Origin of the sequence: Sphingomonas sp. BK235 (genome assembly GCF_004345855.1) — a bacterium.
Lineage (GTDB): Bacteria > Pseudomonadota > Alphaproteobacteria > Sphingomonadales > Sphingomonadaceae > Sphingomonas.
In genome coordinates this window covers 34,381-48,069 of sequence record NZ_SLXN01000016.1, presented here as the reverse complement: position 1 = coordinate 48,069, position 13,689 = coordinate 34,381, and the positions used below count along the sequence as shown (strand labels likewise).

At 71.3% G+C, this 13,689-nt stretch carries 12 protein-coding genes; 8 read left to right on the top strand and 4 right to left on the bottom strand.

The window, feature by feature from the left end; all coding sequences use genetic code 11:
* Window positions 1–523 precede the first annotated feature (523 nt).
* The 4 genes from rfbC to rfbA are packed head-to-tail and all read left to right on the top strand — an operon-like array spanning window position 524 to window position 3,943.
* Entirely contained in the window at window positions 524–1,090 is a 567-nt protein-coding gene (gene rfbC / locus EV292_RS21930; RefSeq protein WP_132911404.1) for a dTDP-4-dehydrorhamnose 3,5-epimerase, read from the top strand.
* Between the two features lie 11 nt (window positions 1,091–1,101).
* The gene (gene rfbB, locus EV292_RS21925) at window positions 1,102–2,154 is read left to right on the top strand and encodes a dTDP-glucose 4,6-dehydratase (protein ID WP_132911403.1); all 1,053 of its coding nucleotides are present in this window, start codon (window positions 1,102–1,104) and stop codon (window positions 2,152–2,154) included.
* Window positions 2,151–3,074 carry a dTDP-4-dehydrorhamnose reductase gene (gene rfbD / locus EV292_RS21920; RefSeq protein WP_243693917.1) on the top strand — a complete coding sequence of 308 codons (924 nt, stop codon included), beginning with the start codon at window positions 2,151–2,153 and terminating at the stop codon, window positions 3,072–3,074. Before rfbB ends, rfbD begins: the two co-directional genes overlap by 4 nt.
* Window positions 3,071–3,943 (top strand): glucose-1-phosphate thymidylyltransferase RfbA, encoded by an 873-nt coding sequence (rfbA, locus tag EV292_RS21915; RefSeq protein ID WP_132911401.1) that lies wholly within the window; start codon window positions 3,071–3,073, stop codon window positions 3,941–3,943. The genes rfbD and rfbA overlap by 4 nt, the downstream gene beginning before the upstream one ends.
* Before the next feature lie 16 nt (window positions 3,944–3,959).
* Here the strand turns inward: rfbA and EV292_RS21910 are convergent, their stop codons facing one another.
* Window positions 3,960–4,283, bottom strand: a complete 324-nt coding sequence (locus EV292_RS21910; RefSeq protein WP_132911400.1) for a hypothetical protein — start codon at window positions 4,281–4,283, stop codon at window positions 3,960–3,962.
* A gap of 155 nt (window positions 4,284–4,438) precedes the next feature.
* On the bottom strand, window positions 4,439–5,053 hold the full coding sequence (locus tag EV292_RS21905; protein WP_132911399.1) for a TetR/AcrR family transcriptional regulator: 615 nt from the start codon (window positions 5,051–5,053) through the stop codon (window positions 4,439–4,441).
* A 333-nt stretch (window positions 5,054–5,386) separates the two neighbouring features.
* On the opposite strand from EV292_RS21905, the gene EV292_RS21900 reads away from it, so the two are divergent.
* A complete protein-coding gene (locus tag EV292_RS21900) occupies window positions 5,387–6,403 on the top strand; it encodes an NAD(P)-dependent oxidoreductase (RefSeq protein WP_132911398.1) in 1,017 nt (338 codons plus the stop codon).
* A 96-nt stretch (window positions 6,404–6,499) separates the two neighbouring features.
* On the opposite strand, the gene EV292_RS21895 is transcribed toward EV292_RS21900, so the two are convergent.
* Complete coding sequence (locus EV292_RS21895) at window positions 6,500–7,222, bottom strand: hypothetical protein (RefSeq protein WP_347812615.1); 723 nt, start codon at window positions 7,220–7,222, stop codon at window positions 6,500–6,502.
* 156 nt (window positions 7,223–7,378) lie between these two features.
* Between EV292_RS21895 and EV292_RS21890 the strand changes: the two genes are divergently transcribed.
* A complete protein-coding gene (locus EV292_RS21890; protein WP_132911397.1) occupies window positions 7,379–8,866 on the top strand; it encodes a methyl-accepting chemotaxis protein in 1,488 nt (495 codons plus the stop codon).
* Between the two features lie 261 nt (window positions 8,867–9,127).
* On the opposite strand, the gene EV292_RS21880 is transcribed toward EV292_RS21890, so the two are convergent.
* Window positions 9,128–10,240: an NADH:flavin oxidoreductase gene (locus EV292_RS21880; protein WP_132911395.1), complete on the bottom strand. Its 1,113-nt coding sequence runs from the start codon at window positions 10,238–10,240 to the stop codon at window positions 9,128–9,130.
* 247 nt (window positions 10,241–10,487) lie between these two features.
* On the opposite strand from EV292_RS21880, the gene EV292_RS21875 reads away from it, so the two are divergent.
* Both EV292_RS21875 and EV292_RS21870 read left to right on the top strand, forming a co-directional pair.
* Window positions 10,488–11,687 carry an AAA family ATPase gene (locus EV292_RS21875; RefSeq protein WP_132911394.1) on the top strand — a complete coding sequence of 400 codons (1,200 nt, stop codon included), beginning with the start codon at window positions 10,488–10,490 and terminating at the stop codon, window positions 11,685–11,687.
* A 59-nt stretch (window positions 11,688–11,746) separates the two neighbouring features.
* The gene (locus EV292_RS21870; protein ID WP_132911393.1) at window positions 11,747–12,790 is read left to right on the top strand and encodes a ParB/RepB/Spo0J family partition protein; all 1,044 of its coding nucleotides are present in this window, start codon (window positions 11,747–11,749) and stop codon (window positions 12,788–12,790) included.
* Window positions 12,791–13,689 lie beyond the last annotated feature (899 nt).

Genomic DNA, 13,689 nt, shown 5'->3' with positions numbered 1-13,689 from the left:
CTGACCGGCTCGTCCTCGACGCTCGACCACCGCCCGCTGCCGCAGGACGATCCGATGCAGCGCAAGCCCGACATCGCGCTGGCGCAGAGCCGGCTCGGCTGGGAGCCCACGGTCCAGCTGCGCGAGGGATTGCAGCGCACGATCGACTATTTCCGCGCCTTCGCGGCCTGATACGCGCGCAAGATCGTCTCAGCGGATCATTGCGAAAGACTGATCTCACAACGTGACAGTCTCGCGCAACGCGACCACCTGCCAGAACAGCAATGACCCTTTATGATCGCTGCGAGGCGGCAGAGAGGTAAGCTTCGTGCGCACTGGGCACGAGGTTCAGCGCTTGGACAGCCCTCGTCATCGCCGTCACGATCATACCAGCGAGGGCGAGCCTTTGGGTGCGAAGATTGGGGAAGGTGTTAGCAACGAGCGCCCGTTGTGTCTGTCCACCGATAGGCGCTCCTCGCTACTCGCGAGTGAGGTCGGCAACGCGGCAATTGTCTCACGGCCGCTCTCGCCCTAGGGCCGGGAAATGTCGCAGAATCCAGTCCATCTGATCGAACCCCGCCGCTTCGGCGACGCGCGCGGCTGGTTCACCGAGACTTACAATGAGGCCGCCTTCCACGCGCGCGGCATCAATGTCCGCTTCGTGCAAGACAATCACTCGCTCTCGGTGCCCGCCTTCACGCTGCGCGGGCTCCACTTCCAGACGCCGCCGCACGCGCAGGACAAGCTGGTGCGCTGCATCCGCGGGTCCATCTTCGACGTTGCGGTGGACCTGCGCTCGGGCTCTCCGAGCTACGGCCGATGGATCGGCGCCGAACTGTCGGCCGAGAACGGGCGGCAACTGTTTGTTCCGGTCGGCTTCGCGCACGGTTTCCTCACGCTCGAGCCGGACAGCGAGGTCGTTTACAAATGTTCCGCGCTCTATGCACCCGCACATGATGGCGGCGTGCGGTGGGACAGCGTCGCGATCGACTGGCCGCTGCCCGCCGGCGCGACGCCGCAGCTGAGCGACAAGGACCACGCGCTCGCGGCCTTGGCCGATTTCGACAGTCCGTTTGCCTATGACGGTCGCCCTCTGCTCCCCCTCAACTAGAAGAGGTCGCCATGCGCATCTTCGTCACCGGCGGCGCCGGCTTCATCGGCTCGGCGCTGGTCCGCCACCTGATAGCGGACACCGGGCACGCCGTGCTCAACTTCGACAAGCTGACCTATGCCGGCACCTTGTCCACCGTCGAGGACGTGGCGCGATCGGACCGCTACGCGTTCGTCCAGGGAGACATTTGCGATCGAGCCGCGGTCGACGCCGCGATCCGGGCGTTCCGCCCAGACGTCATCACCCATCTCGCCGCCGAGAGCCACGTGGACCGTTCGATCGACGGGCCGGACGCGTTCATACAGACCAATCTGGTGGGCACCTTCACGATGCTGTCGGCGGCACGCGCCTGGTGGCAGTCGCTCGATGCAGCAGGCAAGTCGGCCTTCCGCTTCCACCATATCTCGACCGACGAGGTCTATGGGTCGCTCGGCGACACGGGATTGTTTACCGAGGACACGCCCTATGATCCACGCTCTCCTTATTCCGCGAGCAAGGCCGGGTCCGACCATCTCGTCAGCGCCTGGGGCCACACCTATGGCCTGCCGGTACTCATCACCAATTGTTCGAACAATTATGGCCCGTTCCACTTCCCGGAGAAGCTGATCCCACTCGTGATCGTGCGCGCGCTCGCGGGCGAGACGCTGCCGGTCTACGGTGCGGGCGATCAGGTGCGCGACTGGCTCTACGTGGAGGATCACGTCCGCGCGCTGCGCCGCGTGTTTGAGCATGGCGCTGTCGGGCGCACCTATAACGTCGGCGGCAACAACGAGAAGCGCAACATCGAGGTGGTACGCACCGTCTGCGCGATCCTTGACCGGCTGCGCCCACGCGCCGATGGCATCGGCTATGCCGCTCAGATCACGCATGTGGCCGATCGCCCGGGGCATGACCGACGCTATGCGATCGACGCGGCGCGGATCCGCGATGAGCTGGGCTGGACACCCGCGGAGACGTTCGAGAGCGGGATCGAGAAGACGGTGGCCTGGTATCTGGCCAATGAGGGCTGGTGGCGCCCACTCGTCGAGGCCAAGGCAGCCGAGCGCCGTGGCGTGGCCTCGTGACCGCTGCCGCGGCGGGAGACGCGAACGGGCGCGCGGGGCAGACGATCCTCGTCACCGGCGCGCGCGGTCAGGTGGGCGACGCGTTGCGGCGCCATCGCTGGCCCGACGGCTGGGTGGTCGAGGCGCTCGATTCGACCGCGCTCGACCTCGCCGATACGGCGGCGATCCGCGCCACCGTTGCGGCGGGCGGTTGGGCCGCGGTTATCAACGCCGCGGCCTACACCGCGGTGGATAAAGCGGAGAGCGACGTGACCGCGGCCTGGCGGATCAACGCGCTGGCCCCCGCCGCTCTCGCCGAGGCATGTCGTGAGGCCGACATCCCGCTTGTCCAGGTGTCGACCGATTACGTGTTCGACGGCAGCAAGCCCGACGGCTGGGAAGTCGACGATCCCGTGGCACCGCTCAACGTCTATGGTGCGTCGAAGCTGGGGGGCGAGCTGGCAGTGCGAACCGCAGCGCCGCGACATGCGATCGTGCGCACCAGCTGGGTCGTCTCCGCGCACGGACATAATTTCGTCAAGACGATGCTCCGCCTCGGCGCAGAGCGCGAGCGGCTGTCGATCGTCGCGGACCAGCACGGCGCCCCAACCAGCGCGACCGATCTCGCCGCCGCGCTCGCGACGATCGCGATTCGCCTGGTCGAGCAACCATGCCTGGCGGGAACGTGGCATTTCAGCAACGCGGGCGAGACGCATTGGGCGGACCTCGCGCGCGCGATCTTCGCCGCGGCGCAGCGTCACGGCGGCCCCGCGCCCGAGATAGTCGACATCGACGCGATCGATTTTCCGGTGCCGGCCAAACGTCCGCGTCACTCGCGGCTCAGCCATGCCGCCGTCGCACGTGACTTCGCGCTGACACCACGCGACTGGCGCATCGCGTTGGATGAGATCGTCGCCGAATTGATGGGAGCACGCGCATGAAGGGGATCATTCTGGCCGGCGGTTCCGGCACCCGGCTGCACCCGGCGACGCTCGCGATCAACAAGCAGCTGCTGCCCGTCTACGACAAGCCGATGATCTATTATCCGCTGAGCGTGCTGATGCTCGCCGGCATCCGCGACATACTGATCATCTCGTCGCCCGACTTCCTCGACAATTATCGCCGCATGTTCGGTGACGGCTCGACCTGGGGTTTGACGATCTCTTACGCCGAGCAGATGCGGCCGGAAGGGCTGGCGCAGGCTTTCACGATCGGCGCGGAGTTCATCGGCAGCGACCGGGTCGCGCTGGTGCTGGGTGACAACATCTTCTTCGGCGCGCATCTCACCGATCTGCTCGCCAGTGCCGTCGCGCGCGCGGAAGGAGCAACCGTGTTCAGCTATCGCGTCGAGGATCCGGAGCGCTATGGCGTGGTCGAGCTCGACGCCGCCGGCAAGGCAATCAGTCTGGAAGAGAAGCCGGCGCAGCCGCGTTCGACTTGCGCGGTCACCGGCCTCTATTTCTACGACAACCGGGTGGTCGAGATGGCGCGGACCTTGGCGCCCTCACCGCGCGGCGAATATGAGATCACCGACCTGAACCGGCTGTATATGGAGGCCGGTGAGCTCTTCGTCGAGCAGATGGGGCGCGGCTATGCCTGGCTCGATACGGGAACCCACGATTCACTGCTCGAAGCGAGCGAGTTCGTCCGGACCATCCAGCACCGGCAAGGCGTACAGATCGCTTGTCTCGAGGAAATCGCGCTTGAGCAAGGCTTCATTTCCGCGGCAGAGGCGCGAGTCCTGGGCGAAGCGCTGAAGAAGACCGCTTATGGTCGCGCCATCCTGGCCGCGGCCGACGGACACGGCTGAGGACAGGAAGTCCGCCTCACAGCGCCGCCAGCACCGCCTCGACCGCGATGGGATCGATCGTGAAGCCGCTGCGGTGCGCGAGCACGCCGGCGTCGGTCATGTCGCCGTGGAGCACGCGATAATGAAGTCCCCGCACCGGGGCGAGATCCCAGTAGAAGGGTTCGATCCATTCCGTCAGCGCGAGGTGTAGCACCATCGCCCCCGCGCTGCACGACGCGGGCGCGCCGCCGGGCGCGCGCGGCGGGCCGCCGCCCCACGCCGCGGTCGCGACCCCGCCCTGACCGATCGCGGCGGGGGTAAGCGAAGCCGGCGAAGGCGTGTCGTCCTCTCGCACCGTCATCCCGGCCTCGCGCCGGGATCCATCCTTCCGCGAGAACAACGCTCGTGGCGATCGAGGCGCGGTGGATCCCGGGGCGAGCCCGGGATGACGGAGCGGTTCGGCAACGATCTTCCAACCGGCGGCGCCAGGCCGCGCCCGCCGCGGGCGACCCCGCCTCACTCCGCCGGGGCGAGCGCGCCGGCGATGATCGCGGTCAGCCCCGCGGTCGCGGCGCGCTCGGTCAGCAGCCCGCGCATCATCGCCCCCGACAGCGCCTCCCCCGCCCCCACCAGCCCGATGCAGCGGCGCTCCAGCTCGACGCGCGGCAGCGGCTCGTGCGGCGCCAGCGCGGCGACGAAGGTCGCCACCGCGCCGTCGAGCAGCTCCTGGTCGACCGCGCCTTTCTCCTCGCTCCCCGCCAGCGCGGCGCCGACCGAGTCCCACGCCTCGCCGTGATCGGCGGCGCCGCGCACATAGGCCGCGGCGAGCCGCGCCGCGGTCGCGGCGACGTCGCGCCCGTCGGGTGCCACCGTGTCGCGCAAGGCGCGCCCGCGCTCGGCGTCGATCGCGCGATAGACCGCGACCAGCAGCTCGTCGCGCGAGCCGAAATGATCGTACACCACCGGCTTGGAGATGCCCGCGCGCTGTGCCAGCCCGGGCAGCGTCAGCCGCTCCGCCCCCTCCGCGCGCACCAGGGCGAGCGCGATGTCGAGCAACTGGCGCCGCCGCGCCGCTTTGGTCAGCCGCGCGCGCGCCGCGGGCGTGTCGGCGATGTCGTCGCTAGCGCTCATGGCCCGGCCGCATCGTCCTCTCCCTCGCTCGGCCATCGCCCGTCGCACGGCCCCGCCGACAGGACGGAGCCGCGGGCACGACCCATTGGACCACGCGTGCGAGCGACACAGGATCCGGCGCCACAGAGGGTGCCGGTTCGCTCTCCCCTGCCCGCACCCACGCCGGATCGGGCACGCAGGCTAGCATCGCGCGCCGCCGCGGTCGCGGGGCCGCGGCGTCGGCCCATCGCGCGCTACGGTGCGCCCGTCGCGCGCGCGCTTGCCTTAGCTACTTGGGGTAGCTTAGCGCCTTAGCTACTCCAGGTAGGTTATCGCACGAGAGGAGAATGGCGCATGGCGATCGATCCCATCTTGCTGTTGGGCGGCAGCGGCGCGATCGGGCGGCGCAGCGCGGCGGCATTGCGCGCGCAGCATCCCGACGTGCCGCTGCTGATCGGCGGGCGCGACCGCGATCGCGCCGAGGCGGCGGCGCGCGCGCTGGGCCAGGCGGAGGGCGTGGCGATCGACCCCGACGCGCCCGACCTCGGGCTGGGTGATCGCCGCGTCGGCGCGGTGGCGGTGTTCTACGCCGACCCGCGGCTCGCCGGGCTGGGCTATGCGCGCGCGCGCGGGCTGCCGCATCTCGGCATCTCCTCGGGCATCTACGAGATCGCGCCCGAGGTGGCGGTGTACATGCAGCGGCCCGCGGCGGGCGCGATGGTGCTGGGCTATGAGTGGCTGGTCGGCGCCACCACGGTGGCGACGCTCACCGCCGCGCGCGACTATGCGCGGGTCGACACGATCGCGATCGGCGCGCTGGTCGACAGCGAGGATCAGGGCGGCCCCGCGGTGGAGGAGGATTTCGCGCGGCTGTCGCACCGGCTGCCGGCGGCGCTGACACGCGTCGACGGCAGTTGGACGTGGCGCGAGGGCGAGGACGCGCGCGCCCCTGCCCCCGCGTCGGTGCGCGCGGCGGACGGGCGCGCGGTGGCCGGCACGGGCTTCTCCTCGATCGACGTCACCGGGCTGGCGGCGGCGACGGGCGCGCGCGACGTGCGCTTCGATCTCGCCACCGGCGAGAGCTCGACGCGGCGGCGCGGCGGCGATTTCTCGACCGAGATCGTGATCGCGCTGGCGGGCACCGACGCGCGCGGCGCGGCGAAGCGCAGCCGGCACGCGCTGATCCATCCCGGCGGGGCGGCGCCGCTGACCGCGCTGGGGGTGGCGATGCTGCTCGAGCGGCTCACCGGGCTCGACGGTGCCGCGCCCGCCGCGCCGGGGCTGTATTTCCCCTATCAGCTGATCGACCATGCCGCCTATCTGGCGCGGCTGCGCGCGGCGGGCGGCGCGCTGGAGACGCTCCCCGACTGAGATGCGGCCTGACTGAGGCGGGGCCCGACCGAGAAGGGGCCCGACCGGGACGGGGCGGGGCGCGCCCGCCCCGGCCCGCGCGGCGCGGCGGCAGGCTCAGTCGCGCGTCGCCGCTGGCCGGGCGAACAGACGCGCCCAGCGCGCGTCGAGCGCCGCCGCGCCGCTCGCGGGCGCCACGCGTCGCACCAGCGACAGGCCGCGCAGCGTCAGCCGGTGCCCGCGCAACAGCCGGCCCTCGATCGTATAGCCGAGGTCGTAGAGCGCGAGATCGACGTGCTCGGCGCCGTCCGCGAGGAAGCGCGTCTCGATCAGCAGCGGCAGCTGCTCGTCGCCGCGGCTGTCGTCGGGCAGGTCGATCCGTGCGCGCGCCTTCTGCAGCGCCTGCGCGAACCAGTCCGCCTCGATCCGCGGCTCGCCCGTGGTCGCGACCGGGGCGAGCCCGAGCGCGGCGGGGAAGCGCACCGACTGGCGCTGCACGGTCTGGTCGCTCGCCGCAGGGTGGAGCGCGAGCCGCTCCCCCTCCCCCGCGCCCGCGACCAGCACCAGCGTCGCCGCGCGCGCCGAGGCGCGGCGCGCGGTCGCGGCCTGGTCGGCGCGGCTGTCCTGGCGGTCGCTCCAGTTGCTCCACAAGGTCAGCGCCGAGATCACCACCGCCGCCAGCGCGAGCAACTCGCCCAGCGTGATCCAGCGCCGCCGGATCGCCGCGGCCTCGTCGGCGCGCCGCTCCGCGCGGGTGCCGGCGCCCTCGCCGGGGCGGGCGGCAGGGTGAGCGTCGGGGCCGGCGGAGTCCGGGCGATGCGGGTCGGGAGGTTGGGTCACGCCGCGGTTCGATCATTCCGCCGCAGCGGGGTCAAGCGCTATTGCCTATGGCTCGCACGACATCATAATGGGCCGCTTACGCCACCTCGATTCCGCTCCGCCGCCCGCGCCCCGCTATAGAGGGAAAGCGCGCGTGGCGCGCGCGGGAGAGATGGATTGAGGCTCTGGGCCTTCCAGCGTGACGCGACGATCGGCGACCTGTTCTTCGATGCCTGCCCCGAAGCGATCTATATGGTTCAGGACGGCGTCTATGTCGGGTGCAACCCGGCCACGCTCGCCGCCTTCGGGCGATCGCGCGAGGCCTTTATCGGCCGGCCCTCGGGCGACACCTCGCCCGCGCGCCAACCCGGCGGCGCGGTGAGCCTCGAGCTGCTCGGCCGCTACATCGAGGCGGCGCGACGCGGCGGACACCATCGCTTCCAATGGTATTTCAAGCGGCGCGACGGGTCGTTGTTTCCCGCGGTGGTGATGGTCTTCGCGGTGACCTGGCACGGGCGCCCCGCCTTCGTCGTCACCTTCACCGATACCAGCGACATCGCCGACATGGTCAATGCGATCAAGGGCGGGCTGGGTGCGCTGTCGGAGGGCGATCTCGCGCATGTGATCGACACCCCCTTGTCGGAGCGCTACGAGCCGCTGCGCGCCGCGTTCAATTCCGTGCTCGCCGAGCTACGCACGATCATCGGCGCGGTGGCGGTGAGCACGCGCGCGATGGGCGACGACGTCGGCGCGATCGGCACCGCGGCCGAGGCGCTGGCGGAGCGGACCGAGCGCCAGGCCGCCGCGCTCGAGCAGAGCGCCGCCGCGCTCGAGCAGCTCACCCGCAGCGTCGCCGACACCGCGGGCGACGGCGAACAGGCCGATCGCCTCACCGCGGCGGCGCGCGACGGCACGATCGGCGCGGGCGCGCTCGCGCAGCGCGCCATCGCGGCGATGCGCGCGATCGAGCATTCGAGCCACGAGATCGGCGAGATCATCGCGTTGATCGACGGGATAGCGTTCCAGACCAACCTGCTCGCGCTCAACGCCGGGGTCGAGGCGGCGCGCGCGGGCGAGGCGGGGCGCGGCTTCGCGGTGGTGGCACAGGAGGTGCGCGCGCTGGCGCAGCGCTCCGCCGAGGCGGCGCGCGACGTCAAGCAGCGCGTCGGCGCGGCCGGGGCGCAGGTCGACGCCGGGGTCGCGCTGGTGGCGGAGACCGACGGCGCGCTGCGCGACGTGATCGCGCGCGTCGACGAGGTGCGCGCGATCGTCGCCCGCGTCGCGCGCGCGGCGCGGCAGCAGGCCGATGGCGCGGCGCAGGTCAACACCGCGATCGGCGAGATGAGCCGGATGACGCAGGAGAATGCGGCCACCGCGCAGCAGACCAACGCGGCGACGCGGCTGCTCGCCGAGCGCGCGGGCGAGCTGGGCGCGGCGGTCGACCGCTTCCGCTTCGAGGCGCCGCGCGCGGCATCGGCATCGCGGGCGGTCGCGGCCGCGCGCGCCGCGCCGCGCGAACTGCGGCCGATCGACGCCGGGGCGCGCTCAGCCGCGCAGCAGCGCGACCGCCGCCTCGATCACCGACCCGCCGGCGATCGGCGCCAGCAGCAGCAGCAGCAGGTTGACGAGCACCAGCCGGCCGAGCCACCGCTCCTGCCGCGCTGACAGGCGCGGGCGCGGCCGCGGCGCTTCCCGGCGCGGGGGCGGCACCGGCTCGCGGAAGTCCATGAACATGCGCGTGTCTCCGACTCACCCGCGCATAACGCGGCGCGCGGCGCATCGCCCCGCGCGCGGGTCTCACGGGGTGTGCGGCTGCCCGGGCGTGACCGGCGGCAGCGGCTCGACCAGCGCGGTGGCGGGATCCACGCACCGGCTGACCGCCTCCGGGGAGCGGCGGGCGGCACGCGGTCGTGCCGCCCCCTCACCTCACACCAGCTCGCGCAGCGCGCTCGCGTCGAAGTCCTTGAGCCCGTCGCTGTCGCCCGCGCGCACCTTGGCGACCCAATCGGGGTCGCTGATCAGCGCGCGCCCCACCGCGATCAGGTCGAACTCGTCGCGCTCCATCCGCTCGATCAGCCGCTCGAGCCCCTCGGGACGCGAGGTCTCGCCGCCGAACGCCGCGATGAACTCGCCCGACAGCCCGACCGAGCCGACGCTGATCGTCGCCGCGCCGGTCAGTTTCTTGGCCCAGCCGGCGAAATTGAGGCCGTCCGCGCCGTCCTGCTCGGGGAATTCGGGCTCCCAGAAGCGCCGCTGCGAACAATGGAGCACGTCGACCCCGGCATCGACCAGCGGCTGGAGCCAGTCGGCCATCTCCGCGGGCGTGGGCGCCAGCCGCGCGGCGAAGTCCTGCTGCTTCCACTGGCTGACGCGCAGGATGATCGGATAATCGGGGCCGACCGCGGCGCGGATCGCCGCCACCACCTCGCCCGCGAGCCGCGCGCGCTCGCGCAGGCTGGCGCCGCCGTAGCGATCGTCGCGCCGGTTGGTCCCCGCCCAGAAGAACTGGTCGATCAGATAGCCGTGCGCGCCGTGGATCTCGACCGTGTCGAAGCCGAGCCGGCGCGCGTCCGCCGCGGCGCGCGCGAAGGCGGCGACGGTGTCGGCGATATCCTCCTCGCTCATCGCCGCGCCGCGCGGGCGATCGGGCGCGAGCAGCCCCGACGGGCTCTCGACCGGCGCCGCCGGCTCCCAGCCGCTGGTCCCCTTGGTCGAGCCGGTATGCCACAGCTGCGGCCCCATCCGCCCGCCGGCCTGGTGGACCGCGGCGATCACCTGCGCCCAGCCCGCCAGCGCGGCCTCGCCGTGGAAGAAGGGGATGGCGGGCTCGTTGCGCGACGCGGGCCGGTCCACCACCGTGCCCTCCGACAGGATCAGCCCGACCCCGCCGGCGGCGCGGCGGCGGTAATAATCGGCGTTGGCCTGACCGGGCACGCCCTCGGGCGCGAACGTGCGCGTCATCGGTGCCATGACGATACGGTTGGCGAGCGCCAGCGACTTCACCTGAAAGGGACGGAAGAGGATGTCGGCGGCGCCCATGCGAAAACTCCGTTGCTGATCACAACTGACATGGGACGCGCGGCGACGGGCGTCAACGCGGGGCTTGTGTGTGCCGTCTCATCTTGCCGCACGCACGCTGACCCGGATCGCGCGCCGGTCGAGCAAAGCCATGTGAGCCGCGTCACTTAGGCCTCGCCGGCCAGCGACGTGACGCAATCACCGCGTGACTTGCCCGATTGAAGCCAAACCGCTAGCCTGACCCGTAAACAGCTTCAGGCGAGGTAGTGTGAACACGGTCGTCAATCAGATCGGTGATCTGGCCGGTGCGGGCGAGCGGATGATCGAGCGGCTGCGCCGCAAGGCCTTCCTGCCCGAAAGCCGCAAGGGTCTCAACGTGCGGCTCGGCATCGCCGAGGCGGCGCAGCTGCTCGGCTGCTCGACCAACCGCATCCGCATGGCCGAGGAGGACGGGCGCCTCCCCGCCGCCCCCGCGTCCGAGACCGGGCGGCGGCTGGGCTATACCATCCCCGAGCTGCTCCACATGCGCGCGGTGCTGGGCGCCTCGCCCGCGCGCGCGCCGCTCGACGTGCCCGCGATCATCGCGGTGCAGAACTTCAAGGGCGGCGTCGGCAAGTCGACCGTCACGACGCATCTGGCGCATTATCTCGCGGTACAGGGCTATCGCGTGCTGGTGGTCGATTGCGACAGCCAGGCGACCACCACGACGCTGTTCGGCTTCAACCCGCATTTCAACGTCACCCGCGAGGAGACGCTCTACCCCTATCTGTCGATCGAGCCGACCCAGGCCGACCTGTCCTATGCGGTCAAGCAGACGCCCTGGCCCAATGTCGACCTGATCGCCTCCAACCTCGAGCTGTTCGACGTGGAATATGAGCTCGCCGCGGCGGGCAGCGACGGCGGCTCGGTGCTCGCGGCGCGCTTCCGCAAGCTGAAGAACGGTCTGGCCGAGCTGGCGCGCGACTATGACGTGGTGCTGCTCGACCCGCCCCCCGCATTGGGAACGATCAGCCTCGCGGTGATGCAGGCGGCCAATGCGCTGCTGGTGCCGCTCGCCGCCACCACGCCCGATTTCTGCTCCACCGTCCAGTTCCTGTCGATGATGGACCAGGTGCTCCACCAATTGATGGGGGCCGGGATCGCGATCGACTATCAGTTCGTCCGGCTGATCTGCTCCAAGTTCGACGCCAACGACCCCAGCCACGCGATGGTGCGCGCGATCATGGAACAGAGCTTCGGCCCGGCGCTGCTGCCCGTGTCGATCCTCGATTCGGCCGAGATCAGCCATGCCGCGATGCGGATGATGACGATCTACGAGCTCGACAAGCCGATCGGCACGCCGCGCACGCACAAACGCTGCCGCGCCAATCTCGACGAGGCGATGCAACAGGTCGAACAGCTCGTCCGCCAGGGCTGGGGCCGCGTCGCGCCGGCGAGCGAGGAGGCGGTGATCCATGCCGCGGCCTGATGCGGAGGGGCTGTCCTACATGGCGTGGTTCCCGCTACGTTCCGGGCGGGAGGTGAGTGATGGCGCGTAAGCAATCGGACTATCTGGCGGCGCTGCTCGCCGAAGAAGCGGCCGAGGCGCCCGCCGCCCCTGCCCCGCCGCGCACGCCCGCGCCCGAGCGCGCGCGCGCGACCACGTTGCTGGGGCGCGAGTCGGCGCTGGCACGCGTGGCGAGCGGCGAGGTGCGGCAGGTCACGCAATTGCTGCTCGACCCGGCGCGGGTGCGCGTCTGGCCGGGCAACGCGCGCAGCTACGCGCATCTGAGCGAGGAGAATTGTCGCGAGCTGATCGACTCGATCGTCGCCGAGGGCGGGCAGAAGGTCCCGGCGGTGGTTCGACGCGTCGAGGGCGACGACGCGCATGATTATGAGGTGATCGCGGGCACGCGGCGCCATTGGTCGGTGTCGTGGCTGCGCGCGCACAGCTATCCCGAGATGCAGTTCGTGGCGCAGGTGGCGCAGCTCGACGACGAGGCCGCGTTCCGCCTCGCCGATCTCGAGAATCGCGCGCGCGCCGACGTGTCCGATCTCGAGCGCGCGCGCAATTACCGCGCGGCGCTGGCGACGCATTACGGCAACCATCAGGCGCGCATGGCCGAGCGGCTCAAATTGTCCAAGGGCTGGCTGTCGAAGATGCTCAAGGTGGCGGCGCTGCCCGAGGTGGTGGTGTCGGCCTTCGCCTCGCCCGGCGACGTCCAGCTCAAGCCGGCCTATGCGCTGGCGCAGGCGCTCGACGACCCGCGCGCGGCGCCGCTGATCCTCGCCAAGGCGCGCGCGCTCGCGGCCGAGCAGGCGCGACGGCGCGAGGCGGGGACCGCGGGCTGGGCCGCGCCCGAGGTGATCCGCCAGTTGATGGAGGCGCCGCGCGCCGGCGCGCCCGTGGCGCCGCTGTGGCGCTGGACCACGCCGCATGGCCGCGCCGCGCTGTCGATCCAGTCGGTCAGCCGCCAGGGCGTGACGCTGCGGCTCCACGCCGGCTCGGGCGCGAGCGCGGACGATCTCGCCGAGGCGCTGCGCGCGGCGCTGGCGCATCTGGAGGATGAGGGCCGAGGCCTGCAGCGGTGACCGCGCCGCGCGCCCGCGCGTCGCGGAGCGGTTTCCCCGGGGAAACACCGCTCGGCGGGCGGGCGTGGCAGGGTGGCGCGGGCGGTCGGTTCGGATATGCTCGCCGTCTGCCTGATCGTCGGTCGGGTTTCCCCGGGGAAACTGAACTCCCCTCCCCCACAGGATCGATCGGCACCCTCTCCCTCGGATCGATGCGGCACGTACGCGCACGAACGGGTGGCGGTTAGATGACGGCTGCGCGCGGGCTGGGCAGTATCGAGCAGAGACCGGGCCGGTCATCGGCGCCGACGGACCTCGACGCTCGTCGTAGCCACGGCCGATGTTTCCCCGGGAAAACTCGAGAACAGGAGCCGCGGCACCGCGACCTCGCCGACGTCGCGTCCGCGGCCTCTGAGTGCGATTTGGGTTCACGCGAAGGCGCGGAGACGCGGAGGCAGCAATTGCGCGACGCTCTTGCCCGCCATCGAGAGCCTCGCGATCGGCATCGTTGCCCGATCGATCGATCCGCCGGACATGATGACTTGGCGCGCTGCCCCATCATCGTTTGCGATGCCAGTTTTCCCTTTCGCCGCTTCCCAACCTCCATGTTGCGGTTTTCCGCTTCGCGTTTAGTCGCGCGCGGCCACCCTGCCCCTGCCCACTCCTGGTCCGCCTCACCCGGGCAAACCCCGCACGCCCATGGCTTGAGCACCCGCTCTCACCCCCCACACCGCCTCCGCGTCTCCGCGCCTCCGCGTGAACATCCTTCTTTCTCTAGCCGACCGGCCGAAGCCCCCGAGCGCTCGTGGCTGTTGAAGTGCAGGCTGCGGCCGAGCCCGCCCGCTCCGGCGCAATCCAGGCTGCGCCGCCGACATTTCCCCGGGGAAACCTTGCGACCCGAAGCCGCGTGGCGTGATCGC

Coding starts and splice junctions, on each gene's coding strand:
- rfbC (WP_132911404.1), top strand. CDS start 524: ATGTCGCAGAATCCAGTCCATCTGATCGAACCCCGCCGCTTCGGCGAC.
- rfbB (WP_132911403.1), top strand. CDS start 1,102: ATGCGCATCTTCGTCACCGGCGGCGCCGGCTTCATCGGCTCGGCGCTG.
- rfbA (WP_132911401.1), top strand. CDS start 3,071: ATGAAGGGGATCATTCTGGCCGGCGGTTCCGGCACCCGGCTGCACCCG.
- EV292_RS21910 (WP_132911400.1), bottom strand. CDS start 4,283: ATGACGGTGCGAGAGGACGACACGCCTTCGCCGGCTTCGCTTACCCCC.
- EV292_RS21905 (WP_132911399.1), bottom strand. CDS start 5,053: ATGAGCGCTAGCGACGACATCGCCGACACGCCCGCGGCGCGCGCGCGG.
- EV292_RS21900 (WP_132911398.1), top strand. CDS start 5,387: ATGGCGATCGATCCCATCTTGCTGTTGGGCGGCAGCGGCGCGATCGGG.
- EV292_RS21880 (WP_132911395.1), bottom strand. CDS start 10,240: ATGGGCGCCGCCGACATCCTCTTCCGTCCCTTTCAGGTGAAGTCGCTG.
- EV292_RS21870 (WP_132911393.1), top strand. CDS start 11,747: ATGGCGCGTAAGCAATCGGACTATCTGGCGGCGCTGCTCGCCGAAGAA.